General features: G+C 71.5%; 26 protein-coding genes, 2 tRNA genes, 1 other RNA gene and 1 pseudogene. 10 read left to right on the top strand and 20 right to left on the bottom strand.

Annotated features, from left to right (window positions below; genetic code table 11):
- Positions 1-69: 69 nt before the first annotated feature.
- Together ACIREE_RS18245 and ACIREE_RS18240 are read right to left on the bottom strand one after the other, a co-directional pair.
- Positions 70-2,598: an MFS transporter gene (locus tag ACIREE_RS18245; RefSeq protein WP_404152615.1), complete on the bottom strand. Its 2,529-nt coding sequence runs from the start codon at positions 2,596-2,598 to the stop codon at positions 70-72.
- Between the two features lie 19 nt (positions 2,599-2,617).
- Positions 2,618-3,124, bottom strand: coding sequence for a MarR family winged helix-turn-helix transcriptional regulator (locus ACIREE_RS18240; protein ID WP_404152612.1), 507 nt, complete (start codon positions 3,122-3,124; stop codon positions 2,618-2,620).
- Between the two features lie 194 nt (positions 3,125-3,318).
- Between ACIREE_RS18240 and ACIREE_RS18235 the strand changes: the two genes are divergently transcribed.
- Positions 3,319-3,531, top strand: coding sequence for a hypothetical protein (locus ACIREE_RS18235; protein WP_404152609.1), 213 nt, complete (start codon positions 3,319-3,321; stop codon positions 3,529-3,531).
- 104 nt (positions 3,532-3,635) lie between these two features.
- Here ACIREE_RS18235 and ACIREE_RS18230 read toward each other — a convergent pair whose 3' ends face one another.
- The 9 genes from ACIREE_RS18230 to ACIREE_RS18190 all read right to left on the bottom strand — a co-directional run bounded on the left by ACIREE_RS18230 (position 3,636) and on the right by ACIREE_RS18190 (position 9,261).
- Positions 3,636-4,424, bottom strand: coding sequence for a hypothetical protein (locus ACIREE_RS18230; RefSeq protein ID WP_404152606.1), 789 nt, complete (start codon positions 4,422-4,424; stop codon positions 3,636-3,638).
- A gap of 100 nt (positions 4,425-4,524) precedes the next feature.
- Positions 4,525-5,481 carry a SigB/SigF/SigG family RNA polymerase sigma factor gene (locus ACIREE_RS18225; protein ID WP_404152603.1) on the bottom strand — a complete coding sequence of 319 codons (957 nt, stop codon included), beginning with the start codon at positions 5,479-5,481 and terminating at the stop codon, positions 4,525-4,527.
- 246 nt (positions 5,482-5,727) lie between these two features.
- Positions 5,728-6,546, bottom strand: coding sequence for an RNA polymerase sigma factor SigF (locus tag ACIREE_RS18220; protein WP_404152600.1), 819 nt, complete (start codon positions 6,544-6,546; stop codon positions 5,728-5,730).
- Positions 6,547-6,727: 181 nt separating this feature from the next.
- Complete coding sequence (locus ACIREE_RS18215; RefSeq protein WP_404152597.1) at positions 6,728-7,021, bottom strand: Dabb family protein; 294 nt, start codon at positions 7,019-7,021, stop codon at positions 6,728-6,730.
- Between the two features lie 36 nt (positions 7,022-7,057).
- Entirely contained in the window at positions 7,058-7,246 is a 189-nt protein-coding gene (locus tag ACIREE_RS18210) for a hypothetical protein (protein ID WP_363197858.1), read from the bottom strand.
- 381 nt (positions 7,247-7,627) lie between these two features.
- Positions 7,628-7,712: transfer RNA gene (locus ACIREE_RS18205), tRNA-Ser, on the bottom strand.
- 10 nt (positions 7,713-7,722) lie between these two features.
- On the bottom strand, positions 7,723-8,181 hold the full coding sequence (gene tadA, locus ACIREE_RS18200) for a tRNA adenosine(34) deaminase TadA (RefSeq protein WP_404153306.1): 459 nt from the start codon (positions 8,179-8,181) through the stop codon (positions 7,723-7,725).
- Positions 8,182-8,289: 108 nt separating this feature from the next.
- On the bottom strand, positions 8,290-8,850 hold the full coding sequence (locus ACIREE_RS18195) for a hypothetical protein (protein WP_404152594.1): 561 nt from the start codon (positions 8,848-8,850) through the stop codon (positions 8,290-8,292).
- A gap of 204 nt (positions 8,851-9,054) precedes the next feature.
- Positions 9,055-9,261: a hypothetical protein gene (locus ACIREE_RS18190; RefSeq protein WP_404152592.1), complete on the bottom strand. Its 207-nt coding sequence runs from the start codon at positions 9,259-9,261 to the stop codon at positions 9,055-9,057.
- Positions 9,262-9,395: 134 nt separating this feature from the next.
- Here ACIREE_RS18190 and upp point away from each other — a divergent pair, with 134 nt between their 5' ends.
- Complete coding sequence (gene upp / locus ACIREE_RS18185; protein WP_404152589.1) at positions 9,396-10,031, top strand: uracil phosphoribosyltransferase; 636 nt, start codon at positions 9,396-9,398, stop codon at positions 10,029-10,031.
- A 96-nt stretch (positions 10,032-10,127) separates the two neighbouring features.
- On the opposite strand, the gene ACIREE_RS18180 is transcribed toward upp, so the two are convergent.
- The 4 genes from ACIREE_RS18180 to ACIREE_RS18165 form a co-directional block, all read right to left on the bottom strand.
- The gene (locus tag ACIREE_RS18180; RefSeq protein ID WP_404152586.1) at positions 10,128-10,778 is read right to left on the bottom strand and encodes a LytR C-terminal domain-containing protein; all 651 of its coding nucleotides are present in this window, start codon (positions 10,776-10,778) and stop codon (positions 10,128-10,130) included.
- Positions 10,779-10,876: 98 nt separating this feature from the next.
- Entirely contained in the window at positions 10,877-11,173 is a 297-nt protein-coding gene (locus tag ACIREE_RS18175) for a type II toxin-antitoxin system VapB family antitoxin (protein ID WP_003955420.1), read from the bottom strand.
- Between the two features lie 290 nt (positions 11,174-11,463).
- Positions 11,464-11,607 carry a hypothetical protein gene (locus tag ACIREE_RS18170; RefSeq protein ID WP_404152583.1) on the bottom strand — a complete coding sequence of 48 codons (144 nt, stop codon included), beginning with the start codon at positions 11,605-11,607 and terminating at the stop codon, positions 11,464-11,466.
- A 62-nt stretch (positions 11,608-11,669) separates the two neighbouring features.
- A complete protein-coding gene (locus ACIREE_RS18165) occupies positions 11,670-12,017 on the bottom strand; it encodes a hypothetical protein (protein WP_404152580.1) in 348 nt (115 codons plus the stop codon).
- A 161-nt stretch (positions 12,018-12,178) separates the two neighbouring features.
- Here ACIREE_RS18165 and ACIREE_RS18160 point away from each other — a divergent pair, with 161 nt between their 5' ends.
- Positions 12,179-14,857, top strand: a complete 2,679-nt coding sequence (locus tag ACIREE_RS18160; RefSeq protein WP_404152577.1) for a GNAT family N-acetyltransferase — start codon at positions 12,179-12,181, stop codon at positions 14,855-14,857.
- A gap of 11 nt (positions 14,858-14,868) precedes the next feature.
- Here ACIREE_RS18160 and ACIREE_RS18155 read toward each other — a convergent pair whose 3' ends face one another.
- On the bottom strand, positions 14,869-15,630 hold the full coding sequence (locus tag ACIREE_RS18155; RefSeq protein ID WP_404152575.1) for a sulfite exporter TauE/SafE family protein: 762 nt from the start codon (positions 15,628-15,630) through the stop codon (positions 14,869-14,871).
- Positions 15,631-15,806: 176 nt separating this feature from the next.
- On the opposite strand from ACIREE_RS18155, the gene ACIREE_RS18150 reads away from it, so the two are divergent.
- The 3 genes from ACIREE_RS18150 (at position 15,807) to ACIREE_RS18140 (ending at position 19,106) form a co-directional block, all read left to right on the top strand.
- Positions 15,807-16,718 (top strand): LysR family transcriptional regulator, encoded by a 912-nt coding sequence (locus tag ACIREE_RS18150; protein WP_404152572.1) that lies wholly within the window; start codon positions 15,807-15,809, stop codon positions 16,716-16,718.
- Between the two features lie 114 nt (positions 16,719-16,832).
- Positions 16,833-17,159, top strand: coding sequence for a cupin (locus ACIREE_RS18145; protein ID WP_404152570.1), 327 nt, complete (start codon positions 16,833-16,835; stop codon positions 17,157-17,159).
- 51 nt (positions 17,160-17,210) lie between these two features.
- Entirely contained in the window at positions 17,211-19,106 is a 1,896-nt protein-coding gene (locus ACIREE_RS18140; protein WP_404152567.1) for a propionyl-CoA synthetase, read from the top strand.
- On the opposite strand, the gene ACIREE_RS18135 is transcribed toward ACIREE_RS18140, so the two are convergent.
- Positions 19,089-19,781, bottom strand: coding sequence for a sensor domain-containing protein (locus ACIREE_RS18135; RefSeq protein WP_404152564.1), 693 nt, complete (start codon positions 19,779-19,781; stop codon positions 19,089-19,091). The genes ACIREE_RS18140 and ACIREE_RS18135 overlap by 18 nt on opposite strands.
- A 307-nt stretch (positions 19,782-20,088) precedes the next feature.
- On the opposite strand from ACIREE_RS18135, the pseudogene ACIREE_RS18130 reads away from it, so the two are divergent.
- Positions 20,089-20,956: pseudogene (locus ACIREE_RS18130) on the top strand (MFS transporter); the annotation flags it as partial.
- 184 nt (positions 20,957-21,140) lie between these two features.
- Positions 21,141-21,356 carry a hypothetical protein gene (locus tag ACIREE_RS18125; protein ID WP_404152561.1) on the top strand — a complete coding sequence of 72 codons (216 nt, stop codon included), beginning with the start codon at positions 21,141-21,143 and terminating at the stop codon, positions 21,354-21,356.
- A 22-nt stretch (positions 21,357-21,378) separates the two neighbouring features.
- Here the strand turns inward: ACIREE_RS18125 and ACIREE_RS18120 are convergent, their stop codons facing one another.
- The 3 genes from ACIREE_RS18120 to ACIREE_RS18110 all read right to left on the bottom strand — a co-directional run bounded on the left by ACIREE_RS18120 (position 21,379) and on the right by ACIREE_RS18110 (position 23,998).
- Entirely contained in the window at positions 21,379-22,149 is a 771-nt protein-coding gene (locus ACIREE_RS18120; protein WP_404152559.1) for a S1 family peptidase, read from the bottom strand.
- A 278-nt stretch (positions 22,150-22,427) separates the two neighbouring features.
- Positions 22,428-23,654: a sensor histidine kinase gene (locus tag ACIREE_RS18115; protein ID WP_404152557.1), complete on the bottom strand. Its 1,227-nt coding sequence runs from the start codon at positions 23,652-23,654 to the stop codon at positions 22,428-22,430.
- A 256-nt stretch (positions 23,655-23,910) separates the two neighbouring features.
- Positions 23,911-23,998 (bottom strand) — tRNA-Ser (locus tag ACIREE_RS18110).
- Positions 23,999-24,116: 118 nt separating this feature from the next.
- Here ACIREE_RS18110 and ffs point away from each other — a divergent pair.
- Together ffs and ACIREE_RS18100 are read left to right on the top strand one after the other, a co-directional pair.
- Positions 24,117-24,213, top strand: an RNA gene (gene ffs, locus ACIREE_RS18105) — signal recognition particle sRNA small type.
- Between the two features lie 82 nt (positions 24,214-24,295).
- A complete protein-coding gene (locus ACIREE_RS18100; protein ID WP_404152554.1) occupies positions 24,296-26,512 on the top strand; it encodes a DNA polymerase III subunit gamma and tau in 2,217 nt (738 codons plus the stop codon).
- The last annotated feature ends 131 nt before the right edge of the window (positions 26,513-26,643 follow it).

The raw sequence follows: 26,643 nt of genomic DNA, 5'->3' as shown, positions 1-26,643 counted from the left end.
GGCCGGGAGCTCACGTCTCCGCTCGAAGCGTGCGCCGCCCGGCCCGGGGCCTTGAAGGAACTACGCGAACTACTCGCCCGGGTGCGAGAGCTCGATGTCGTGGCCGTCGACGCCACTGCCCTGCACGCTCAGGTGCGTGGCCACCGGCGGGTATCCGGTCGCGATGACCGTGTACTCGCCGCCGTCCAGGTCGGTGAAGGCGTACGCGCCGTCGTCACCGGTCGTGGACGTCGCGACGACGTTGCCCGCCGCGTCGATCAGCGTGACCCGCGCGTCGTTCAGCGAACGGCCCGCGGCCCGCACGGTGCCCTGCACCTGGGAGCCGGAGTTCAGGTCGATCTCGACGCGGGTGACACCCGTGCCGCCGACCTCGACGGGCAGCGCGAGCGGACGGTGTCCGGCCGCGTTCACCGCGACGGTCACCGGTCCCGGCACCAGCTCGGCGAAGGTGAACTCGCCCTCCTGGCCGGAGAGCCCGGTGGCGAGCACGTCACCGCGCACGTCCGTGACGATGACCATGGCGCCGATGACCGGGGCCTTGGTCTCCGCGGCCCGGACGAGACCGCTCAGGCCGCTCGTGCCGCTGAGCAGGATGTCGTACGTGACCGGTTCCTCGCCGACGACCACCGTGGAGGCCTGCGGCTGGTAGCCGTCGGCCGAGGCGATCAGGACGTAGGAGCCGGCGCCGGGGGCGTCGACCCCGTAGGAGCCGTCGCCCTGGGCCACGGCGCGGCCCAGCTGCCGTCCCCCGAGGGAGATCAGCGTGACCGCGGCGCGCGGCACCGGGGCGGACTCGGCGCCGCGGACGAAGCCGTGGACCGGGACGCCGCCGCCGAGGCTCTGCCCCGGGACGTCACCGGCGACGGACGCGACGGTGGCGATGCGCTGGGTCTGGGTGTCGGTGGCGGGCGCACCCGCGCCGACCAGGCTCGGCACCCGCTCGTCCACCGGCTCGGCCGGGGTGGTGGCGGCGCCTGCAGCGGCCGCTTCGTTCTCCTTGGCCTGGTCCAGGCCGCCTGACGTACGCAGCGGAACCTCCTTGATGAACAGCGTGGCGATGAGGGCGAGCAGCGCGATCGGCGCGGCGATCAGGAAGACGTCGGCGATGCCGTGCCCGTACGAGCTCTCCATGATCGTGCGCAGCGGCTCGGGGAGCTTGGCGAGGTCCGGGATGGACCCGCTGCTGCCGCCGCTCTGGCCCAGGGCAGCGCCCTTGGGACCGAGGTCGGCGAGGCCGTCCGTGACGTAGTGCGAGATACGCGTGGACATGATCGAACCGAGCGCGGAGACACCCATCGCACCACCGAGGGAGCGGAAGAAGGTGACCGTGGAGCTGGCCGAGCCGATGTCCCGCGGGTCGACCTGGTTCTGGGTGCAGAGCACGAGGTTCTGCATCATCATGCCGATGCCGAGACCCATGAGGGCCATGTAGATCGCGACGTGCCAGTAGGCGGTGTCGTAGCGGATCGTGCCGAGCAGTCCGAGGCCCGCCGTGATGAGCACGCCGCCGGAGACCAGCCACGCCTTCCACTTGCCGGTCTTGGTGATGATCTGGCCCGCGACGGTCGACGAGATGAACAGGCCGCCGATCATCGGGATCGTCATGACACCGGACATCGTCGGCGACTTGCCGCGCGCCAGCTGGAAGTACTGGGAGAAGAACACGGTGCCCGTGAACATCGCGACACCCACGAAGAGCGAGGCGATCGAGGCGAGCGTGATGGTGCGGTTGCGGAAGAGCCGCAGCGGGATGATCGGCTCGGCGGCCTTCGACTCCACCAGGAGGAAGATCAGGGCGAGCACGACCGCGCCGCCCACCATCGCGCCGGTCTGCCACGACATCCAGTTGTACTTGTCGTCGGCGAAGGTCACCCACAGGAGCAGGGTGCAGACCGCGGCGGTGATGAAGAAGGCACCGGCCCAGTCGACCTTGACGTTGTCGCGCTTGACCGTGGGGAGCTTCAGGGTCTTCTGCAGGACGATGAGCGCGATGATCGCGAACGGTACGCCGACGTAGAAGCACCAGCGCCAGCCCAGCCACGAGGTGTCGGTGATGACGCCGCCGAGCAGTGGGCCGCCGACGGTGGCGACGGCGAAGGTCGCACCGAGGTAGCCGGAGTAACGGCCCCGCTCGCGCGGGGAGATCATCGCGGCCATCACGATCTGCGCGAGGGCGGACAGACCGCCGACGCCGATGCCCTGGACCACGCGGCAGGCGATCAGCATGGTGGGGCTCTGCGAGAGCCCCGCCACGACCGAGCCGCCCACGTAGACGATCAGGGCTATCTGGACGAGCGCCTTCTTGCTGAAGATGTCGGCGAGCTTGCCCCACAGGGGCGTCGTCGCGGTCATCGCGAGCAGCGAGGCGGTGACGACCCAGGTGTAGGCGGACTGGCCGCCACCGAGGTCGCCGACGATCTCGGGCAGGGCGTTGGTGACGATCGTCGACGACAGGATCGCGACGAACATGCCGAGCAGCAGCCCGGACAGCGCCTCCATGATCTGCCGGTGCGTCATCGGAGCGCCGGCTTCGGGGGCGGCGCCTCCGTGCTTGGCGGCATGGCTGCCCCGCACACCGGACGGTGTGGATGTTGCCATGGGATTCCTTTTCTTACGTTTACGCGGGTGTACGGGTGGTCTGTACTGACGCCGAGGCCTGCGCGGTGCCGGGGAGCTGTCCGCGGGACGCCGTCGTCCGGCAGTCCCCGAAGCTGTCGCGCAGCCGCGTCATGAGGGTGATCAACTGGTTGACCTCGTCGTCGGACCAGTCGCTCAGCCGTTCGGCGAGCAGCTCGGTCGTGCGGACATTGAGGTCTTCCATCCGCTCGTGTCCCTCGGCGGTGAGGGTGAGAATGCGCGAGCGCTTGTCGGCGGGGTCAGGGCGTCGCTCGATCCAGCCGCGGTCCGCGGTGTGGGCCACGTGGCGGCTCGCCACGGACATGTCGACCGCGAGAAGCTCGGCCAGCCTGCTCATCCGCATGTCGCCGTAACGCTTGAGAAGCGTGAGGACGGCGGCCGAACCGGCCGGGCAGTCGGGGGGCAGGATGCGTGCCATATCCCTTTTGACGGCGCCGAAGGCACTGAGCTGACGGGACAGCTCGTCGTAATGACGCTGTGCGGCCACAGCACCTCCTGACAAGTTTCTTATTCGTTGCTTAGGGCAACCATAGAAGCAGTTGGTTGCCGCAGGCAAACTAAAAGGGGCGTTCGCGGCTAAAATTGCAGTAAAGCCGAGGTGTGGATGAGTAAAATCGCAGCTCAAGCGACCTGTGGGCGGACTGTGGCGCCCGTCGCGCCGATTCGCTAGGGTCCTGCCCCATGGCTAACAACCCCCAGGGCCCGAACTCCGAAGGCAACTACGACCCCGCGGGCAGCACGCAGATGTTCCGCGCCTTCGTCGACGAGGGCGGCACCCCCACCCCGCGCGCGCAGGCGGCTCCGGTGAAGTCGGGCCCCGGCGCCGGCGTGATCATCGGCATCGTGGTCGCGGTCGTCGTGATCGCGGCGGTGGCGTGGCTGGCGCTCAAGTAGCGGGTCAGCAGTGTGCAGGTAATGCGTGCGTAGTGCGCAAGTGATGCGTACGCGGCTGTAGTTGCGGCGTCGGTCGACGATTCGGACCCTCGCCGCTCCGGCCGCTACTTCCAGTCGACGGAGACGTCACGGGTCTCGACGTGCATCCCGAGCGGGACGCGCCAGGACTCGACGCACACGGTCCAGGTCTTCTTCTTCTCCTCCCCGGCCCCGATGGGCACGGGGAGCTTCTCGGTGGACTCGACGGTCGCCCAGTCGATCCCGAGTGCTCCGATGATGTGCGTCTTGAACGTCACCGCGCCCGAACGCACCGGGCTGTCACCGGAGTTGCGCAGCTCAAGGGTCACGTCCTGGCACCAGCGCTTGTCGGCGTCCTCCAGGACGGGCTTGCTCACCTTGAGGACGGCGGGCCCGTCGGGAGACGGCGTCGAGCTGCCGCCGGGGGCTGAACTGCCGGGTGCGGTGGGCGCGTTGCCACCTTCTGTCCCGGTGGATGCGCCGGGCCCGGTGGCGGGGCGGCTGCCGTTGCCGGGGCTGCGGGTGTCGCCGGGTGTCGATCCGCCGCCGGACGCCCCGGGCTCCGACGCGCCGCCCGCGGCGGACGCCGATCCCCTCGCACCCGATGACGCGGAACCCGCGGGCGACCCCGACGCGTCGGACGACTGCCCGGAGGACTCCGGCTCGGCCGGGTCCAGCGGTACGAGCCGCACCTTTCCGGTGGGCGCGACGCTCGGCCCGCGCTCGCCGGGGGATCCACCGGCGGCTCCCACGGCGACGTACCCGGCCGGTCCTCCGCTCCCGCCGAGAACCCCGAAAGCACCGACAGTGCCCGCGCCGAGACAGACAACGGCGACGGAGGCGGCCCCTACGACCGCCCCACGACGCTCTCGCACCCATGTCCGTACCATCGCGCCAGTGTGTCTGACGGTCCGTCAATTAGGAACCCGTGTGCGCCAGTGCGCGTCAGCGTGTGTCGGTCCGCGTCAGCGTGCGTCAGTCCGCGATCAGGCCGTCGCGCAGTTGCGCCAGCGTCCGGGTCAGCAGCCGGGAGACGTGCATCTGCGAGATGCCGACCTCCTCGCCGATCTGCGACTGCGTCATGTTCGCGAAGAAGCGGAGCATGATGATCCGGCGCTCGCGGGGCGGCAGCTTGGCCAGCAACGGCTTCAGTGATTCCCGGTACTCGACGCCTTCGAGTGCCGTGTCCTCGTATCCGAGCCGGTCCGCGAGCGAGCCCTCGCCGCCGTCGTCCTCGGCGGCCGGCGAGTCCAGCGAGGACGCGGTGTACGCGTTCCCCACCGCGAGGCCGTCGACCACGTCCTCCTCCGAAACGCCCAGCACCACGGCGAGTTCGGGGACGGTGGGCGAACGGTCCAGCTTCTGCGCGAGCTCGTCGGAGGCCTTGGTCAGGGCGAGCCGCAGCTCCTGCAGGCGCCGGGGCACCCGCACCGACCAGGACGTGTCCCGGAAGAACCGCTTGATCTCGCCCACCACCGTGGGCATGGCGAACGTCGGGAACTCGACGCCGCGCTCGCAGTCGAACCGGTCGATCGCCTTGATCAGCCCGATCGTGCCGACCTGGACGATGTCCTCCATCGGCTCGTTCCGGCTGCGGAAGCGCGCTGCCGCGTACCGCACGAGCGGCAGGTTCAGCTCGATGAGGGTGTCGCGGACGTAGGGCCGCTCGGGGCTGTGCTCGTCCAGCGCGGCGAGGCGCAGGAACAGGGAGCGGGAGAGGGTGCGGGTGTCAATGGCCCCGGAGGAGACGGGCGGTGCGGCCTGCACGGGCGGTGCCGAGGGCGCGGACGCCTCGGGGGTCTCCGGCGGCTGCGCCGGAACGGAGGCCGGAACAGGTGAGTCGATCAGCACGGCGGTCGTGGACGCGTGTGCGTCATCGGACGCGCCGAGCGTGAGCGTGAGCACCTTCGAGCTGCCCTGGTCTGCGGACATGCCACCCCCTTGAGGTCGCGGACGGTCGCGGTGGGCGCTCCCGTCATTTAGAAGCGCAACCTCCACCTGAATACCGGACGTGGGGCTGCGCCAAACGCTCTTCCAGCAGAATGTCACATGTCGGCAACGCGCTGTAGTGACATGTCGACATGGAAGGGGCGTATCACCGCAGGATGCAGGGGGTGTGGCCAAAGGGGACAGGGATTCTGCCGGGAAATCCCCGCAGGAGCGGTCTACCCGTTTCAGCTACGCATCGATCCTGTTTGCGGATCGAAGTCGCGCGAAGCTGCGGGCGAGGAGCCTTGACACGTGCATCTGGGAGACGCCCAGTTCGGCGCTGATCTGAGACTGCGTCAAGTTGCTGTAGTAGCGCAACAGCAGGATCCGCTGCTCCCGTTCGGGCAGCTGGACCAGTAGGTGCCGGACGAGGTCGCGGTGCTCGACGCCGTCCAGTTCGGGGTCCTCGAAGCCGAGTCGGTCGAGCAGGCCGGGCATTCCGTCGCCCTCCTGCGCGGCCTCCAGGGACGTCGCGTGGTACGAGCGCCCGGCCTCGATGCAGGCGAGCACCTCGTCCTCGGCGATGCGCAGCCGCTCGGCGATCTCGGAGGTCGTGGGGGAGCGCCCGAAGGCGGTGGTCAGGTCCTCGCTCGCGGCGTTCACCTGTACCCACAGCTCGTGCAGTCGGCGCGGCACGTGCACGGTCCGCACGTTGTCCCGGAAGTACCGCTTGATCTCCCCCACGACGGTCGGCATCGCGAAGGTGGGGAACTGCACTCCGCGTTCCGGGTCGAACCGGTCGATGGCGTTGATGAGCCCGATGGTCCCGACCTGGACGACGTCCTCCATCGGCTCGTTGCGGCTGCGGAAGCGGGCCGCCGCGTACCGCACGAGCGGCAGGTTCGCCTCGATCAGCGCGCCGCGCACCCGGGAGTGCTCGGGGCTGCCCACCACGAGGTCCTTGAGCTGGGCGAAGAGGACCTGTGTGAGGGCCCGGGTGTCGGCACCGCGCGTGCTCTTCGCGGGCGGTGCCTGAGGCGCAGTACTGGCCGGCACGGTCAACCCCACCTCGATTCCGTCAACTCATCGGTCAAAAGCGGTCATAGCATCACAAGACATGTGCACTGTGTGCAAGCACCGTATAACTACGTGTTGACGTGCAAGTTGGGACAGTTGGGGATCAGGACAGGAAAAAGCCCCCCACCGTTCCGGCGAGGGGCCGTTTGGTCGTACGCTCCGTGCGGCCGGCTCAGAACTCGTAGTCGGCGATGACCCACGTGGCGAACTCCCGCCACAGCGCTACGCCCGCCTGGTGCGCGGGGTGTTCGATGTACCGCTTCAGGGCGTCGGTGTCCTCGACCGCCGAGTTGATCGCGAAGTCGTACGCGATGGGGCGGTCGGTGATGTTCCAGTCGCACTCCCAGAACGTCAGCTCGGGGATCTGCGCGCCCAGCGCGCGGAACGCCTCGACGCCCTCGACCACGCGCGGTTCGTCACGGCTCACACCGTCGTTGAGCTTGAAGAGGACCAGATGGCGGATCACGGCTGTGCTCTCCCTCAGAGGGCTCGGGGCTCGGGACTACTTGCCGCCGTTCGCGACCCAGGTCATGAAGTCGCCCACGGACTGCGCGGCGGACGAGACGCCTTCGAACCCTATCTGGACGTAGTCGGCCGCCTTGGCAGGGTCGGTGATGACCACATACAGCACGAAGACGACCACGACGAACAGACCAATTTTCTTCGGCTGCACTATGTTCGGCCTCCCCATGCCCGTGCTTGCGCCACTCTGTTCCCCTGGTGGCCCCTGTTGCCGGGCGCGAGTCTACTCGGCCGTCTGTTCCCCTGACTTTAAGGACCAACGGCCCGTGGGTGCAGGTCCTTTGCCGTCCTCGCGCTGTGAAGATGTGGCGCAGGATGGGTGGTGAGCCCGGAGGATCTGGCAGGAATCCGAAGGGCTGGGACGGCCCCCGACTGCGGGGTTTCGCGCCGCTCGCTTCCCCCTGACGCGGCGCGCGCCTACGGGGAGTCCGTCCTCATCGGGGGAAGCGGCTTGTCCCCCCGATGCCGCTTCCCCCGGCCCCACTTTCGCGCCCGGAACGCAGAACGCCCCCTCTTCCTCGGTAACCCGTGGAAGAGGGGGCGTTGTCAGCGGTAGCGGTGGGATTTGAACCCACGGTGAGTCTCCCCACACTCGCTTTCGAGGCGAGCTCCTTCGGCCGCTCGGACACGCTACCGAGAGAGATCCTAGCCCAAGGTGGGCCGTGCTCTGAAATCCGTATCCCGGAAGAAACGCGTGAGGGGGCGCGCACACTCCTCGGCGAGTACGCCGGAGATCACTTCGGGCCGGTGGTTGAGCCGCCGGTCGCGCATCACGTCCCACAGGGACCCGGCCGCTCCGGCCTTGTCGTCGCGGGCTCCGTAGACGACGCGGTCGAGGCGGGACTGGACGGCGGCGCCCGCGCACATGGTGCACGGCTCCAGCGTGACGACGAGCGTGCAGCCGGTCAGCCGCCACTCTCCGAGCGCCCGCGCCGCCCGCCGGATCGCCAGTACCTCGGCGTGGGCGGTGGGGTCGCCGGTCAGCTCGCGCTCGTTGTGCGCGGTCGCGAGCACGGACGTCCCGTCCGGCGCCAGGAGCACGGCGCCGACGGGTACGTCGCCGTCCACCGCGGCGAGCCCGGCCTCGGCCAGGGCCTGCCGCATGGACGGCTTCCAGGGATCTCGTACGGGGTCGGGGTCGATCACGGGATCGGCAGCGGGGTCGGGAGCGGGTCCGGGGGGCGTCACGGGCAGGAATCTATCCCTGCCCGCTCAGCGCACCGTCTCGAGCACCTCCGCGGCGCCCAGCGCGTCCGCGATCTCGCTCAGCGCGTCCGCCCCGCCCAGGGCGAGCAGTTCCTTCTCGGGGACGCCCAGGTCGGCGAGGATCCCGGTGTCCCCCATCGGCCCGGCGGGCACGGTCTCGGAATCCGGGCCTTCGGCCCCCGCTTCCTCCTCCTCGTCGTCGTCGGCCGTCGCCGATTCGCCGTCCTCCGTACCGTCCAGGTCGAGGGCGTCGAGATCGTCGGCGTCGTCCGGATCCTTGCCGAGCAGCTCGTCGGTGAGCAGGATCTCGCCGTAGCTGCTGCGGGCTGCGGCAGCGCCGTCCGAGATGTAGATGCGAGGGTCCTCCTCGCCGTCCACCCGGACGACGCCGAACCACGCGTCCTCTTGTTCGATGAAGACGAGGACGGTGTCGTCCTCGGCGTCGGACTCGGCCAACGCCTCGCGGGCCAGGTCGGACAGGTCCGACAAGGTCTCCACGTCGTCGAGCTCTGTGTCGCTCGCTTCCCACCCGTCTTCGGTGCGCGCGAGCAGTGCGGCGAAGTACACCGTGACTCTCCCACTGGTCTCAGGTGCCGGTCGGGGGTCCCCCCGGCGGAGTCTTGGAGGCGGGGAGTGCAGTTCAAGCCCCGCCCACTCGGAATCGTGGCAGAAAGTACGGCCGCAAGAGAGGTCTTCCGCGCGCTGTGTTCGCGTCGCGTCGCCCACGAGAGTGTCCTGTGTGAGGCGCGTCACCTGTATGTCACCCGGGTGTCACCAGCGAAACGTGCGCATCCGCATCTGCCGGCGCATCCGCGCGGCCCGCGCGCGGCGCGGCTGGACGCGGGCCCGCAGCTCCCGCGCCTCGGTCAGCTCACGCAGGAACAGGGCGCGTCGGCGCCTGCGTTCGGCGTCCGACTCCATGGGCTGACCCGGCACCGGGCCCCGGTCGGGCCGTTCACGGCGCTCCTGGTCGGGCATCGCCTCACCACCACCCCAGTCCCTCGCCCCAGCCCCTCGCTGTAGACGGGTCCTCTCCACTTTCCCCCCGGCCCCGCCCTTGATGCCACCGCGCGAGGAAGCCCGGGCCGCGGGCCCCGGATACCCTGGGGACCATGCGGATCCACGTCGTCGACCACCCTCTGGTGGCGCACAAACTCACCACGCTGCGCGACCGGCGCACCGACTCCCCGACCTTCCGGCGGCTCGCCGACGAGCTGGTCACCCTGCTCGCGTACGAGGCCACCCGGGACGTGCGCACCGAGCAGGTCGACATCGACACCCCTGTGTCGCGGACGACCGGCGTGAAGCTGTCGTACCCGCGTCCGCTCGTGGTGCCGATCCTGCGCGCGGGCCTCGGCATGCTGGACGGCATGGTCCGCCTGCTGCCGACCGCCGAGGTGGGCTTCCTCGGCATGGTGCGCGACGAGGAGACGCTGCAGGCCTCCACGTACGCGACGCGCATGCCGGACGACCTCTCCGGGCGCCAGGTCTACGTCCTCGACCCGATGCTCGCGACGGGCGGCACGCTCGTCGCGGCGATCCAGGAGCTCATCAAGCGCGGTGCGGACGATGTCACCGCCGTGGTGCTCCTTGCCGCGCCGGAGGGCGTCGAGATCATGGAGCGGGATCTGGCGGGGACGCCGGTGACCGTGGTGACCGCGTCGGTCGACGAGCGGCTCAACGAGAACGGCTACATCGTGCCGGGCCTCGGCGACGCGGGGGACCGGATGTACGGCGCCGCCGAGTAGCAGCCCACCAGGGGCGCGGGGAACTGCGCGAGCAACCCACGACAAGCCGCGGACGCGGCCGCTCGTTCACCGAGCGACGCGTCCGCGGCTTGTCGTCTACGAGCAGGTCGGCGACGAGGACGGCGCGGGCTTCGGGTGGGTCAGGGCCGCCAGCGCCTTGTCCGCGGCAGGCTTGGCCGTGAGTGCCTTGAACTTGGTGCCGATGATCAGGTCGACCTCGGCGGGCTTGGCGCGGCCGTCCGTCTTCTGCTCGGCGCCCGCCAGCTGCGTACCGAGCACCGGCAGCGCCGCACCGGTCGCCTTCTTCGCGCCCAGGAGTACCCCGGCGCCCTTGACCTTTTTGTCGTACGCCTTCGTCGCGTTGCCCACGTCGCCGATCTTGAAGCCGCGCTTCTTCAGCTCGTCGGCGGTCTCCTTGGCCAGGCCGCCGCGCGGCGTGGCGTTGAGGACGTTCACCTTGATCTGCGCGGGGGCGGGGAGCTTCGCGTCCGCGGGGTCCGCGGCGTCCGGCGACGCGCTCGGCCGCTTCTTGCAGTCGGCGGGGCCCGGCCCCGCGGCGCTGGCCTTGCCGCCCGTGAAGACGTCGACGAGCTGGAGCGATCCCCAGCCGATCAGGCCGATCGCGGCGACGGACGCGATGACGGCGAGCACGATCCTGCTGCGCGAGCGACCACGACGCATGCGGGGGTATTTGTCCCCCGTGATGCGGTACTTACCGCCCATGCCGGGGGGAGTGAGCATGCTCATGGGCGCAGCGTAGTGCCGCGTGGCGGTGATGCCTATTAAATGATCACGGTCCGGGGCCCAGGCCAACCCAAAAGGGCCAATGCGGACCTGAGACCGAGTCAGCCCAGCTCGAGCACGCGGGCGTGCAGGACCTGGCGCTGCTGGAGCGCGGCGCGGACGGCGCGGTGCAGGCCGTCCTCCAGGTACAGGTCGCCCTGCCACTTCACGACGTGCGCGAAGAGGTCGCCGTAGAACGTGGAGTCCTCGGCGAGCAGCGTTTCGAGGTCGAGCTGGCCTTTGGTCGTCACCAGCTGATCGAGGCGGACCGGGCGCGGCGCGACATCCGCCCACTGCCGGGTGCTTTCCCGGCCGTGGTCGGGGTACGGCCGGCCGTTTCCGATGCGCTTGAAGATCACACGGAAAGCCTACCGGGCGAGGCTCTCCGGGCGCAGCCATGGAGACGCAGTACGAGTCTGTGAAATATCGCCGCGAATTGGGGCGAACCGGTAAGAGTCAATTCGAGGACAGGGGCCTGAAATGAGTGACAGCGGGCCGATGACGGGTGGGTCGGCGCGTGCGGAGGGTCCGTCCGGGTTGCCGCGGGCGCCGCGTTGACGGGCGGCGGCGCGTGTCGGCGCGCGGGCGCCGGGACCCGCGGAGGGCGGGCCGACGGTTCATCGGCCCGCCCGTTCTCGACTTCCCTGCTTCAGCGACCGTTCCGGTCGTCCTGCGGGGCCGGAGGCGTCCGGCGCTTCTTCACCGGCGGTCCGGCGGCGGCGTCCGCTCGGGCGTCCCGCGCCGCTTCCGCGCGCAGCAGGGCGCGCAACAGCGCGTAAGGATCCTTGGGCATGAGGGGTGGGTGTCCTTCCGAAGTCGTGCGTCGGTACGTGACAGGTCCGGGGCCGGAGACCGTCAGCAGCGCAGGACGACGGTGCGCAGGGCGCGGTGGAACGGGCGTGCGGCGTGTGCGGTGGTGCAGGGGTCGTGTGCGGCCGCCGGGCGCGGGAGGCGCGGGCGCGGGGCCGTGGGCAGCCGCGTGGCATGGCCCGTCGGGAGGCGGAGGGCGGCCTCGGGGGCGTCCTGGTGGAGTTCGCCGGGTTCGCAGGAGGACGTGGCGGCCGGGGGCGGGGCGGAGGCCTCCGCGGGCGCCGCGGCCAGCGGCGCGACCAGCAGGGCCAGCACGGTGAGCACCAGCACGACCGCGCGGGCCGGGACCCGGGCGGGACGGCCCGGGCCCGCGGTGGACATGGCGGCGCTCATACAACGTCTTGTCCCACGGACCCGCCCCTGACGTGCGCTCCGGGCCGCAAGATCCGCCCTCTTGGGCTACGGAACGATCAGCGCGTTGACGTGGGGCGCCCGCCCGCTCTCGTCGTCGGCCCGGGAACCGGTCCGCCCTGTGAGTTAGGGTCCCCTAATAAATGTGCGAACGGGGCGGACGGAGTGGGGGACGCGTGACCAACGGTGGCGTAGCGGACTTCGAAGTCTTCCGGGATGCGTGGGGAGTACCGCACCTGCGGGCGGGCGACGCCTCGGCGCTCGCGTACGCGCAGGGATATGTGACCGCCGTCGACCGTGCCTGGCAGATCGAGACCGAGCGGCACCGGATGCTCGGCACCTCGGCCGCGCTGCTCGGGGCGGAGGCGCCCGGCTGGGACCGGTTCGCGCGGCAGGCCCGGCTCGCGGACACCGCGCGCCGCTGTCACGAGGCCCTGGACGAGGAGACCCGGGCGTGGGTGGGTGCCTACGTCGACGGGGTCAATCACGGGCTCCGCCAACTGGGCGCGAACGCAACGGAGTTCGCCCGCGCCGGGGCCGCGCCGGGGCGGTGGGAGCCGTGGACGCCGCTCGGGGTGTGGCTGTCGACGCATGTGCTGTTCGCCGGGTTCCCGGCGAAGTTGTGGCGGGACGAGGTCGCCCGGCGGCTCGGGGCGGACGCCGTCGGGCTGTTCGCCACCGACGGGCCCGGCACCTCGGGCAGCAACGGCTGGCTCGTCGACGGGGAGCGCGCCGCGGGCGGCGGCGCCCTGATCGCCGGGGACCCGCACCGGCTCATCGAGGACCCGGGCGTGTACCAGCAAGTGCGGCTCGCCTGCCCGGAGTTCGATGTCGTGGGGCTCGCCGTGCCGGGGATCCCGGGCATCGGGCACTTCGGGCACGCGGGCCAGGTCGCCTGGGCCATCACCAACGCCATGGCCGACTACCAGGACCTGTACCGCGAGCGGCTGCGGCGCACGGAGGGCGGCGGCGTGGAGGCCTTCGGGCCGGACGGCTGGCGGGCGGCCCACGTAGAGGGGGAGGACGGCGTCGAGGTCATCGAGACCGAGCGCGGCGTCGTCGTCATCGGCGGCCCCGACGAGGGCGAGGGCATCAGCCTGCGACAGCCCGCCCGCGTCTACGGCGACCTGGGCTTCGGCGCGCTGCCCGCGCTGCTGCGGGCCCGTACCGTCGCCGACGTCGACCGGGCCTTCGACCGCTGGGCCGAGCCGGTCAACGTCGTGCTCGCCGCCGACACCGAGGGCGGGCTGCTGCACCGGGTCGCGGGCACCGTCCCCGTGCGCGACCCGGAGAACACGGTGCGTGTGGTGCCCGCCTGGGAGGAGCGGTACGCGTGGCGCGGCACGCACGAGCCGATGCCGCGCGCCGACGTGGAGGGCATCGCCGTCATGGCCAACGAGCGGTCCGTCGCCGGGCCGCTCGGCGTCGAGTTCGCGCCGCCCCACCGGGCACGCCGCATCCGCGCGCTCCTCGAAGAGCGCGAGACGTGGCACGCCGAGGACATGGGCGTCATCCACACCGACACCGAACTCGCCTCGGCCAAGCCCCTGTTGGCGTTCGTCGCGCGGCTCGACGGGCTGTCCCCCGAGGCGGCCGGCCTGCGGGAGCGGCTGCTGAACTGGGACCGGCGGATGGTGGCGGGCAGTGTGCGGGCGGCCGCGTACGCGCGGGTGCGGTCCCGGGTCGTCCGGCTGCTGGCCCGGCACGAGCTGTTCGCGCCGCTCGCCCACCTCGCCCCTGCCTACCCGGAGGTGTTCCGGCCGTGGCTCGCGCTCGTGCCGCGGATCGCGTTCGGCCTGGAGAACCTGCTGACGAGCGAGCGGCTGCCGGACGCGGAGCGGCTCGCCGTCGTCCGCGCGGCGGTCGAGGAGGCCGCGGGCGATCCCGACGTCACCTGGGGCGAACTGCACCGGCTCGCGCCCTGGCAGGCGCTGCCTGACCCCGACACCGTCTGGCCGGCCCTCGACGGCGATCATGACTGTGTCCTGTCCACGTCGAGCGTGCCGGGGCTGACCGACCTGAGCGTGCGGGGACCCGCCGCCCGCTACGTGTGGGACCTCGCGCGGCGCGACGACAGCCGCTGGATCGTGCCGCTCGGCGCGTCCGGGGTACCTGGTTCCGCCCACCACCGGGACCAGCTGCCGCTGTGGCTGCGCGGCGAACTCGCCCCCGTGGTGACCGACTTCGACCGCCTCATACGGGAGACCCACGTGACCGAAGCGACGTCCACCGAGTCCGCCGAGCCGGTCGGGTCCGTCGAGTACGAGCAGAGCGTCGACGGGTTCGGGACCTTCCGGCTCGCGCGCCTCGACCCCGCCGGCGCCGACATCGACGTACTGCACGCGTGGGTGAGCGAGGAGCGCGCCCGATTCTGGGGGATGACGGGGCTCGGCCCGGACGACGTACGCGGGATCTACGCGCACATGGACTCCCTCGACACGCATCACGCGTACCTCGTCCGCCTCGACGGCACCCCCGTCGCCCTCTTCCAGACGTACGAGCCCGAGGCCGACCGGGTCAGTGAGTGCTACGAGGTGCGGGACGGCGACCTCGGCGTCCATCTGCTGGTCGGCCCCGCCGGGCCGGGCGGCGCCGTGCACGGGTTCACCGAAGCGCTGGTGGGCGTGCTCGTCTCCTACGGGCTCGACGGCCTGGGCCGCAAGCGGCTCGTCGTCGAGCCGGACGCCCGCAACGACAAGGCGGTCGCCCTGTTCCGCCGCAGCGGGTTCGAGCTCGCCGACGAGATCGTGCTCCCGGAGATCGACCTGCCCGATGTGTACCTGCCGGAGAAGCGAGCGCAGCTCGCGTTCTACGACCGGTAGGGCCGGACGTCCTACGAGCGGACGATCAGCAGGACGGACGCCGTGACGCCGACCGTCACGATGACGCCGCGCATCACGGCCGGGGGCAGCCGTCGGCCGAGCCGGGCGCCCAGCAGGCCGCCGGCCGTGGAGCCCGCCGCGATCAGCGCCGCCACCGTCCAGTCGACGTCGGCGACAGCGATGAAGACGACCGCGGCGACGCCGTTGACCAGCGACGCGAGGACGTTCTTGGCGGCGTTCAGACGCTGCAGGTCGTCGCGGAGCACCGCGCCGAACATGCCCATCAGCAGGACGCCCTGGGCCGCGCCGAAGTAGCCGCCGTAGACGCCGGTGCCGAGGACGCCGAGCCACATGGGGACGCCGCCGTCGGCGCGCGAGCCTGCGCCCCGCCGGTTCTTCATCCAGCGGTTCAGGCGCGGCTGGAGCAGGACCAGTACGCAGGCGGTCAGGATCAGGACGGGCACGATGGCGCGGAACGCGGCGTCCGGCAGCCGCAGCAGGAGCACGGCTCCCACGAAGCCGCCGAGCAGGGAGGCGGCGCCGAACCGGATCAACCGCGAGCGCTGGCCGCGCAGTTCGCGCCGGTAGCCGTACGCGGCGCTGAGCACGCCCGGCACCAGGCCGACATTGTTGGAGACGTTCGCGAGGACCGGCGGGTAGCCGAAGGCGAGCAGTGTCGGGAACGTGATCAGGGTGCCGGACCCGACCACCGCGTTCATCCCGCCCGCGGCCATTCCGGCGGCGCCGATCGCCACGGCTTCCACTACGTCCACGAGGTCACTCCGGGTCGAGGTACTGGGGGTTTCAACGGGTCGGCACCCGCCGGGAGTTCGCGACCTCCGCGACGGGTTGCCGCCCTGGGCCGTCCCGTAGATGATCGTGCTCCCGCCCCGGACCCAAGTCAATCCTCGGGTTCGCTTACCAAAACCCAAGCTGTAGCTTGGGGCAGGTGACCCTCGACGACCTCCGCGTCTTCGTCGCCGTCTGCCGCGCGGGCAGTCTCAGCGCCGTCGCACGCGAACTGTCCTGTACGCAGTCCGCGGTCAGCCAGCACGTCAAGCGGCTGGAGAAGGAAGTCGGCATCGGTCTGCTCGAGCGGCATGCGCGCGGTGTCGTGCCCACCCCCGCGGGCCGCATCCTGCGCACCGCGGCGGCCGACGGCATCGGCGGCCTCGACCACGCGGTGCGCCGCCTCGGCGATTTGGCGCGCGGCGAGAGCGGATCGGTGCGGGTGACCACCGGCGCCACCTCGGTGCGCCACTTCATGGCGGAGGCGATCGTCGAGTTCCGGCGTACGCACCCCCGGATCAGCCTGGAATTCGAGACGGTCAGCTCCAGCCGCAGCTGTTTCGAGGCGCTCGCCGCGCACGACCTCGACCTCGCGTGGATCACCATGGGCGCCCCCGAGCGCGGCATAGAACTGCGCCCCGTGGTCGAGCTTCCCTGGGTCCTGGCGGTACGCGAGGACGACCCCCTGGCCTCGAATCCCACGGCCGAACCCGCCGACCTGCGGGCATCGGCCCAGCTGATCCTCCCGCCCGCGCACTCCACGTCCCGCGCGCATCTCGACGAGCGCTTCGCCGAACTCGGCCTCGCCCACGGGTCCGCGTCCGGCACCGGCATCGCCGACTGGGACACCGCCGTACACCTGGCCGAACTGGGCCTCGGTCACGCCGTCGTCCCCGACCTGCCGGGCCTGCGCCGCCCCGGACACCCCGGCCTGGCCCTGCTCCCGGTGCCCTGCCTGCCCCCGCTCCAGGTCGGCTGGGCGGCCCGCCGCTGGTCCGCGCTCTCCCCGCAGGCCAGGGCCTTCGCGGACACCGTGGGCCGCAGCTGCCCGGGCCCCTCGATCACCGTCTGAACGCCGCTGACGCCTCTGGATGCCTCTGAACGCCTTTGGGCGCTCCGAACGCCGGTGAACCGATCGGCTGAACGCCGCGTCGCGCCCGGCGGCGACCCGGGCCACGCTGGCTCCATGACCACCACGCATGACCTCACCACGCTGGCCGACGACCAGCTGGCCGCCGCCCACCGCTCCGCACACGGCCGCAGCGCCGAACTCCTCGTCCGCGAGGACCCCCTGCGCCAGAGCGTCATCGCGCTGACCGAGGGCAGCGCCCTCGACGAGCACAACGCCCCACCGGCCGCCACCCTCCTGATCCTGCGCGGCCGCGTCCGCCTGACCGCCGTCTCAGGCGACGCCACCCTCGCCCAGGGCGAACTCCACGCGATCCCGCAGGAAAGGCACGGGCTCGTGGCGCTGACGGACGCGGTGGTGCTGTTGACGGCGGTCACGGCCTGACCGGATCGTGTTCCCGTCTCTCCGGGTTCTACGTGAAGGGAGTGCGGGGCGATGGCGTCGTACGAGGAAGTCTTCCGGGCGAGCACCGAGGACCCCGAGGGGTTCTGGCTGGGGGTCGCCGGCGGGATCGACTGGGAGGTGGCCCCTACGCGGGCCCTCGACGCGTCGCGGGCGCCGTTCCACCGGTGGTTTCCGGACGGCGAACTGAACGTGTGCCACAACGCGCTCGACCGGCATGTGGCGGCGGGGCGCGGGGCGCAGCCGGCGCTGGTGTACGACTCGCCCGTCACCGGTACGCAACGGACGTACAGCTACGAGGAGTTGACGGAGGAGGTCGCCGCGTTCGCCGGGGTGCTCGCCGGGCTCGGGGTGGGGCGGGGGGACCGGGTCGTCGTCTATATGCCGATGGTGCCCGAGGCCGTCGTCGCGATGCTGGCCTGCGCGCGGATCGGGGCGGTGCACTCCGTGGTGTTCGGCGGGTTCGCGGCACCCGAGCTGGCCGTGCGGATCGACGACGCCGCGCCGAAGGCCGTCGTAGCGGCGTCCTGCGGGATCGAGGGCGCGAAAGTGGTCCCGTACAAGCCACTGCTCGACCGGGCCTTCGAGCTCGCCGGGCACCAGCCGGAGGCGTGCGTCGTCCTGCAACGGCCGCAGTGCGAGGCCGAGTTGGGTGAGCGCGACGTGGACTGGGCGCGGGCGGTGCGTGCGGCGCGTCCGGCGTCGCCAGTACCCGTGGCCGCCACCGACCCGCTCTACATCCTCTACACATCCGGAACGACCGGTAAACCCAAGGGAGTTGTGCGCGACTGCGGCGGGTACGCCGTCGCGCTGCGCTGGACCATGGAGGCCGTGTACGACGTCGGCCCCGGCGAGGTGATGTTCACCGCGTCCGACGTGGGCTGGGTCGTCGGCCACTCGTACATCGTGTACGGGCCGCTCCTCGCCGGTGCGACGACCGTCCTGTACGAGGGGAAGCCGGTGGGGACGCCGGACGCGGGGCAGTTCTGGCGGGTGGCCGCGGAGTACGGGGTGAAGGCGCTGTTCACGGCGCCGACGGCGTTCCGCGCGATCAAGAAGGCTGACCCGGCGGGGGAGCTGACGCGGGGATACGACCTTCGCCGCCTGGAGTACCTCTTCCTCGCCGGTGAACGGCTCGACCCGGAGACGTACCACTGGGCGAGCGACCTGCTGCGGATCCCCGTCGTCGACCACTGGTGGCAGACCGAGACGGGGTGGCCGATCGTCGCCAACCCCATGGGGATCGAGGCCGCGCCGCCGAAACCGGGTTCTCCCACCTTCCCGCTGCCCGGCTGGGACGTGCGGGTCCTCACCGCGGGCGGCAAACCGGCGGCCGCCGGGGAGGACGGGGCGATCGTGGTGAAGCTGCCCATGCCGCCCGGGGCGCTGCCCACCCTCTGGAACGACGACGAACGGTTCGTCGCCTCGTACCTGTCCGCGTACGACGGGTTCTACCTGAGCGGCGACGGCGGGCACATCGACGAGGACGGCTACGTCTTCGTCATGGGGCGGACCGACGACGTCATCAACGTCGCGGGGCACCGCCTGTCCACCGGCAGCATGGAGGAGGTGCTCGCCGCCCACCCCGCTGTCGCCGAGTGCGCCGTCATCGGCGTAGCGGACCCGCTGAAAGGCCAAGTGCCGTGCGGATACGTGGTGTTGAAGGCGGGCGTCGAAGCGGAACCCGGCGTCGTCGAGGCCGAACTCGTCCGGCTCGTACGGGACCGGATCGGTGCCGTCGCCTCGCTCAAGGACGTCGCCGTGGTCGCCGCGCTGCCGAAGACCCGGTCCGGGAAGATCCTGCGCAGGACCATGCGCGGCATCGCCGACGGACTCGACGAACCGGTGCCGTCGACCGTCGACGACGCGACCGTGCTGGACGCCCTGCGGCCGGTGCTCACGCGCGGCCGCTCACTTGGAGAGCAGTGAGCGGATCGCGACGCGGTCGAGGTTCGTCAGGCCGCGCACCAGCTTCGGGGTGAGGAAGACGAGGACGAACCCGATCGCGGAGACCGCGGCGATCTGGGCGGGCGACTCGATGTAGTAGGCGTGGTGCACGCCCGCGTCGGTCGTGAAGTCGTAGACGCGGTACCCGGGCCAGTCCAGGTAACGGTGGAACACCCAGGAGTACGCCGGGAAGAGCGCGACCGTCCAGCCGGTGACCAGGAACGTCACGGACACGACGAAGGACATCACCCGCCACGGGAACATCACCGTGTGGAACAGCAGCGCCTTCCAGCCGGCGGCGTCCGCGAGCCGCCCGCGCAGACCGGGCGCGGGAGCCCGCGGTCCCTCCACGTCCAGACCGAGCAGGGCGCGGGCCCGGCCGCGTTCGGCGGCGCCGAGCGCACGGGCGCCGCCCAGCATGCCCGCCAGCACGGGAAGCCCGATCCACAGGACGAGCGTGCTCGTGCCCAGGGCGAACATCGTCACGGCGAAGACGAACCCGGCGATCGCCACCGGCAGCGAGGTGAGCGTGTGCCCGATCTCGCGGTAGGTGGAACGGGCGAAGGGGCCGCGCCAGAAGGTGGTGGCGGGCGGGGAGGCCTGCTCGGTGCGGCGGGTGTCCGGGTAGGGGAACGTCGTCGAGGTCATCGAGGTCATGCGTACAGCCTCGCGGCCGGACGGCGCCGGGGACATGGGGCGACTTGGTGTCTTGGGGTGGGGTTAACCCCCCGCGATCATCATCGAGCCCCTCCCGATCAAGCCCCTCCCGATCAAGCCCCTCCCGATCAAGCCCCTCCGGCGATTGAGGAGCGGGGTCCGGGGCTGAGCCCCGTGACGGCACGAGCAAGCGCCGCTTCAGGATCAAGCCCGGCACCGACGCGGAACCACGCATCAACCCCGGCGGAGCCGAGCGCGGCCAAGCCCCGAGCCTCAACCCGATCGACATCCATCCGCTCAGCCAAGGGCAACGGAGCCCCCACTCACGAGCCTCACCGAAACCCTCCCGGCGGGCCTCCTCCCGGCCATGAGCGGGGCGCTCGGCGCGAGCGAGTCGGCGACGGGCCAGACCGTCACGGTCTACGCGGTCGGCACGTTCCTCACCGCGATCCCGCTGACCGCCGCGACAGCGGGGTGGCGCCGCGGGCGGCTCCTGCTCACGGCGATGGCCGGTTTCGCCGCCGCCAACACGGTGACCGCGCTCTCCTCCTCGTACGCCCTGACGATGACGGCCCGCTTCGCCGCCGGTGTCGCGGCGGGCCTGGCCCGGGCCCTGCTCGCCGGTTACGCGCGCCGCCTCGCCCCGCCCCACCTGCAAGGAAAGGCCATCGCGATCGCCATGGCGGGCATCCCGGTGGCCCTGTCGCTCGGCGTTCCCGCGGGCACCTTCCTCGGTACGGCGCTCGGCTGGCGCACCGCGTTCCGCGCGATGACGGCGCTGACCGTCGCCCTGCTGCTCTGGATCCGCCTGACGGTCCCCGGGCACGCTCCTGGTCGCCGCGGCCGCGTTCCTCCTCGCGGTGTTCGCCGGGAGCACGCCGCTCGTGTACGTCGCCGCGGCGCTGTGGGGCCTCGGCTGGGGCGGCATCCCGACGCTGCTGCAGACCGCCGCGGGCCGGGCGGGCAGCGACCGCGCGGACGCCGCCCAGGCGATGCTCGTGACGTTGTGGAACGTGGCGATGGCGGGCGGCGGCGTCGCAGGCGGTGTCCTGCTCGACATGGCGGGCTCGGGCTCGTTCCCCTGGACGGTGCTGCTGCTCCTGGCCCCGACGCCGGCCCTGGTCCTGACATCCCGCAGGCACAGCTTTCCTCCCGCTCCTTGCGAAGTCGGCTGAAATCAGGCAGGTGCCACCGGCAAAGTCCAGGTCCCCGCGGAACCAAAGCGTGGGTGCGCGGGCGCAGTTGACCGAAAAACCATCACGTCCGGTGAGCGCCTTCTTACCTACCGTCATAGATGCGTGCTGTCATACACGCGGGTGCGAAGGCGTGCCGGCACAGCCGGCCGGGATGGGGGTCCCCATGGTGCTGACGCTGAATGTGGCGGTCCTGCTCGCGATCATCATCTTCTTGCGCGTACGCCGAACCGTGCAGGCCCGGAGCAGGGCGGACACGTGGCTGACCGTAGCCATCGTGACGGTCTTCGGCCTGCTCATCGCCCCGACGGACTTCGGTCAGGGAATCTTGAACGCCGTGGGTCAGGTGGCCCAGGGCATCACGGACGCCGGCAGCCCGTGAGCCGACCCGGAGCTGTCGCAGGTCACTTCGCGGTGGCCCGCTCGAACCAGGCGCGGTGGGCCGTCAGGTCGGTGTAGATGCCGGGGCCGGTGGCGCACTCCGGGTCGGCGTCGCCGTCGCGGCTGGTCGCCCCGATCAGTTCCCAGCGCCCGGGACGGCCCTGGATCTGGGGCCCGCCGGAGTCGAGGATGCACGCTTGCGCGCCCTTGGTGGGACTGTCGGTGCACAGCTCGTTCGCGGCGTTGTAGTTCTCGCTGCACCGTGCGTCGGGGACGATCCTGGTGTCCAACTCCTGCAACGTGACCGGGGGGTTGGGGCACTCGCTGCCGTCCTCGCAGGTCATCCCCCAACCGAGGATCCGCGTGTCGGTACCCGCAGGTGTGGATCGAGCGGCCACCTTGACGGGCTCCGCCTTCACGGGGTGGTCCAGTTTCATGACGGCCACGTCGTCGCGGAACGGCTCGTAGGAGAAGTCCGGGTGCGCGACGACCTTGGTGACCTTCGCCGTCTCGCCCTTCGTACGATCGTGGTCCCCGACCCGCACGGAGAGCTGCTGGGGCTTGACGTTCACCGTGCAGTGCCCGGCGGTCACGATCCAGTCCGGCTTGATCAGGGAAGCCCCGCAGTAGTGGTGGCCGTCCTTCTGCACGCTCACCATGAACGGATACTCCGAGGTGGCGTCGTGTCCCCCGATGATCGCCGATGCCGACGGTGCCGCCGCCACGGTGAGCGCGATCGCTCCCGCCACCGCCGCCGCCACCGAGCACAGTGTCGCCTTGCCTCGCCTGGTCATCTGTCCTCCTGTGCCGCGTGTGTGTCGCGTCGAGGATTCGGTCACCCGCGAAGCTCAAGAGCCGTACCGGAACGCGCTCTTGTCCGCCCTCTCGAACTTCTGGATCCGAACATCCGCGCCGGGCCCGGCCGGACCCGACGCCGTCCACCCTGTCCCGGCAGCCCCACCCGGCGCGTCACCCTTTCCTCTCGGCCCGCCTCGCCCGCAAGTCGTACGGCACGAAGGTTGGATCATGCTGCGGGACGACCACGAGGTGACGGCCTAGGGGTGCGCCGGGCTCAGGGCGCGGGCGCTCCGGATGCCGCCGAGGGCAGCGCGGCAGCGATCCGGAAGCCGCCGTCACCGGTGGGCCCGGACTCGATGGTGCCTCCGGCCAGGCGGACCCGTTCCGTCAGACCGATCAGCCCGTGTCCTCCGCTGGGCAGCAGCGGCTCACCGTCGGTCGTCGGATCGGCGGGTCTGCCGGGCGGGCCGTTGGCGATCCCCACCCGCACGGTGAGGGGGTCGAAGGCGAGGTGGATCCGCGTCGCGGCGCCCGGGGCGTGCTTGTGCACGTTGGTCAGCGCCTCCTGCACGATCCGGTGCGCCGCACGCTCGACCGGCTCCGCCAGCGGTTGCGGATCGCCCTCGACGAGCACGGTGACGGGCAGCCCGGCGGTCCGTGAACTGTCGGCCAGTTCGTTGATCCGCTCGACGGTCGCCCCGAGGGCGGGCCGCTGCCGGGGCTCGTCCTGCGCGGGCACCGGTGACTCCTCGGCGTCGGTGGCCGGGCCATCGGCGTTGTCCCTGAGCAGCCCCAGCATCTCGCGGAGTTCGGTGAGCGCACGCCGCCCGGCCGCCTGGATGATCTGCGCGGTCTCGGCCGTCGTCTCCGGGTCGTGGGCGACGACGCCGAGCGCGTTGGCGTGGACGACGATCAGGCTCACCTGGTGGGAGACCACGTCGTGCATCTCTCCGGCGATACGGCGGCGTTCCTGCTCCCGTGCGGCCTCGGCGACGAGCCGCTGTTCCCGCTCGGCGCGCTCGGCCCGTTCGACGAGACCGGCGACGACGGCCCGCCGTTGTCCCACGTAGAGCCCCAACAGCAGCGGAACCAGACAGGAGAAGACGAAGTTCACCGTGAACCAGGCCACCACGACCCGGAGGCTGGACCAGGCCTCCGCGTCCCAGGGCACGAGGGCGACGAGCCCGATCCCGGCCGTGACCCAGACGGTCCGGCGGCTGTGCGGGCCGCGATAGGCGCCTTCCGCGTAGAAGGCGAAGGGCAGCGCGAAGGGCGAGACCTGGAGGAGCTTGGCGATCAGCGCGAGCGCGAGCACCGGCTCGGGGGCGCGGCGCCGGGCGAGCAGCGCCAGCGAACACACCGCGGCGATCGGCAGGTTCACCCAGGGCCCGGCCGGACCCAGGGTGGGGTTCAGGATGCCGTTCCACACCGAGAACACCAGCGCGATCACCACCGGCACCAGGTCCGTGACGCGGGCCGGCAGCACAGGCGAACGCGGCACGGGCGGAGCCGAAGTCCCTTGCGCCGAGCCACCGGGGGGCGGAAGCGCCCAAGAACGCAGCGCGTGCCCGAACGGGGAGGTGCGAATAGTTGATCTCACCCGGCGAGGATAGAAGGCGTCCCCGGACCGGAACGTGGCTGAGGCCGGTCGTCCCCACCGCGACCCGTGGGACGAAAACCGAGCCGGACAACCCGGACAACGTCGAAGGGCCCCACCTCGCGGTGGGACCCTTCGACGTTAGTGCCCGGTGAGGCACTGGCGGAGGATACGAGATTCGAACTCGTGAGGGGTTGCCCCCAACACGCTTTCCAAGCGTGCGCCCTAGGCCACTAGGCGAATCCTCCGCGGCAAACAATACAAGACGTTTGAGGGTGCTCGCGAACCCGTTCGCGTGGCCGGAGGGGAGCGGTCCTCCTGGCCCGGAGGGAACTCGTTCCCGCGGCTCGGAGCATGTACTCTGGGCGCAGCCCCTCACGTGGCGCTATCTGACTGAACTCCCCCAGGGCCGGAAGGCAGCAAGGGTAGGTTGGCTCTGGCGGGTGCGTGGGGGGCGTCTGCGTTCCCGGGTGTCCGCGCTGCTGGGCCGGGGGTCCGCGGCGGGCGTGGCCCGGTTGTCAGTGGTCGCCTATAACCTCGTATGCGTGTCGTCTCTCGCGCTGTACCGCCGTTATCGCCCGGAGTCGTTCGCCGAGGTCATCGGGCAGGAGCATGTAACCGACCCGCTGCAGCAGGCGTTGCGGAACAACCGGGTCAATCACGCGTACCTGTTCAGTGGTCCGCGCGGCTGCGGCAAGACGACCAGCGCGCGCATCCTGGCCCGCTGTCTCAACTGTGAGCAAGGTCCCACGCCGACGCCCTGCGGTGAGTGCCAGTCCTGCCAGGACCTCGCGCGCAACGGGCCGGGTTCGATCGACGTCATCGAGATCGACGCGGCTTCGCACGGTGGTGTGGACGACGCGCGTGACCTGCGCGAGAAGGCCTTCTTCGGCCCGGCGAGCAGCCGGTACAAGATCTACATCATCGACGAGGCCCACATGGTCACGTCGGCGGGGTTCAACGCGCTGCTCAAGGTCGTCGAGGAGCCGCCGGAGCACCTCAAGTTCATCTTCGCGACCACCGAGCCCGAGAAGGTCATCGGGACGATCCGGTCCCGTACGCACCACTATCCGTTCCGACTCGTGCCGCCCGGGACGCTGCGCGAGTACCTGGGCGAGGTGTGCGGCAAGGAGGACAGCCGCGTCGAGGAGGGCGTGCTGCCGCTCGTCGTGCGTGCCGGTGCCGGGTCCGTGCGTGACTCGATGTCCGTCATGGACCAGTTGCTCGCCGGTGCAGGCGAGGACGGTGTGACGTATGCCATGGCGACGTCTCTGCTCGGGTACACCGACGGCTCGCTGCTCGACTCCGTCGTCGAGGCGTTCGCCACCGGTGACGGGGCCGCCGCCTTCGAGGTCGTGGATCACGTCATCGAGCGGGGCAACGACCCGCGTCGCTTCGTCACCGACCTGCTGGAGCGGTTGCGGGACCTGGTGATCCTGGCCGCTGTTCCGGATGCCGCGGAGAAGGGGCTGATCGATGCCCCGGCCGATGTCGTCGAGCGGATGCAGGCGCAGGCCTCGACGTTCGGCGCCGCCGAGCTCAGCCGCGCCGCCGACCTCGTCAACGAGGGCCTGACCGAGATGCGCGGCGCCAACTCGCCACGCCTCCAGCTGGAGCTGATCTGCGCGCGCGTGCTGCTGCCCGCCGCCTACGACGACCCGCGTTCCGTCATGGCGCGCCTCGACCGCATCGAGCGCGGCGGTGTCTTCACACCGGGCGGACAGGGGCCCGGCCCTTCCATGGCGTACGTTCCCGGACCTGATGCCCATGCGCCCGCCCAGCCCGCGTCAGCCGCGTCGCCCGCTTCGTCCGGCCCGGTGGCGCCGGTCGCGCCGGTCGCGCCGGGTGGCGGTCCGGCGGCTGCCAGGGCGGCGGTGCGCGGCGGTGCGCCGGACGCCCCGGTTCCGGCACCCGTGACGCCTGCTCAAGCCCCGGCCCCGGAGCCCGCACCCGCGGCGCCCGTGGCCCCCGCCGAACCCGCCCCCCCTGCTGCCCCGGCGGGGCCCGGCGCCTGGCCCACCGCCGCCCCGGCAGGCGGTGCGGGTGGCACCGCGGGAGGCGCACGCAGGCCCGGCGGCTGGCCCACAGCCGCGTCCGCCGGTACCGGCCGGCCGACCGCCCCGTTGGCGGGCCCCACGAGCCCCGCACCGGCCACCCCCGCACCGGCCACCCCAGCCCAGCAGCCCGCGCCCTCCGCCCCGCCCGCGGCACCGGCGCCCGTCGGCGGCCCGGACCCCCGCACCCTCTGGCCGAACATCCTGGAGGCGGTGAAGAACAAGCGCCGCTTCACCTGGATCCTGCTCAGCCAGAACGCGCAGGTCACGGGCTTCGACGGCACCACGATCCAGCTCGGTTTCGTGAACGCGGGCGCCCGGGACAACTTCGCGAGCAGCGGCAGCGAGGACGTACTGAAGGCGGCCCTGACCGAGCAGTACGGCGTGCACTGGAAGGTCGACGCGGTGGTCGACGCCGCGGGCGGCCCTCCGCCGCAGCCCGCCCCCGGCGGCTTCGGGGGCGGCTACACCCCGCCCCCCGCCCCCGCTCCCGTACCGGCCCCGGCTCCGGCGGCCCCGTCCGCCCCGTCCTCGGCCCCGGCGCCCGCCCCGACACCGGCACCGGCCCCGGTCCGCCGCCCGGTCTCGGTGGAGGACGACATCCCCGAGGACGACGACCCGGACCTGGACGAGAACGCGCTGTCCGGCCACGACCTGATCGTCCGCGAGCTGGGCGCGACCGTGGTCGAGGAATTCGGCAACGAGTAAGCGAGTAACGAGTAACGAGTAAACGCGTCAACGAGTAGGGGACTGGCCGGCGCGTAGAACCAGGTCCGGGCCGCGCATCCGCCGCTCACCTGGAGAAACCCACAAGCCCTGACCCGCCCTGCATTGGGAAG

It is taken from the genome of Streptomyces sp. NPDC102467 (assembly GCF_044765445.1).
GTDB lineage: Bacteria > Actinomycetota > Actinomycetes > Streptomycetales > Streptomycetaceae > Streptomyces.
This window is presented reverse-complemented; position numbering and strand designations above follow the sequence as displayed.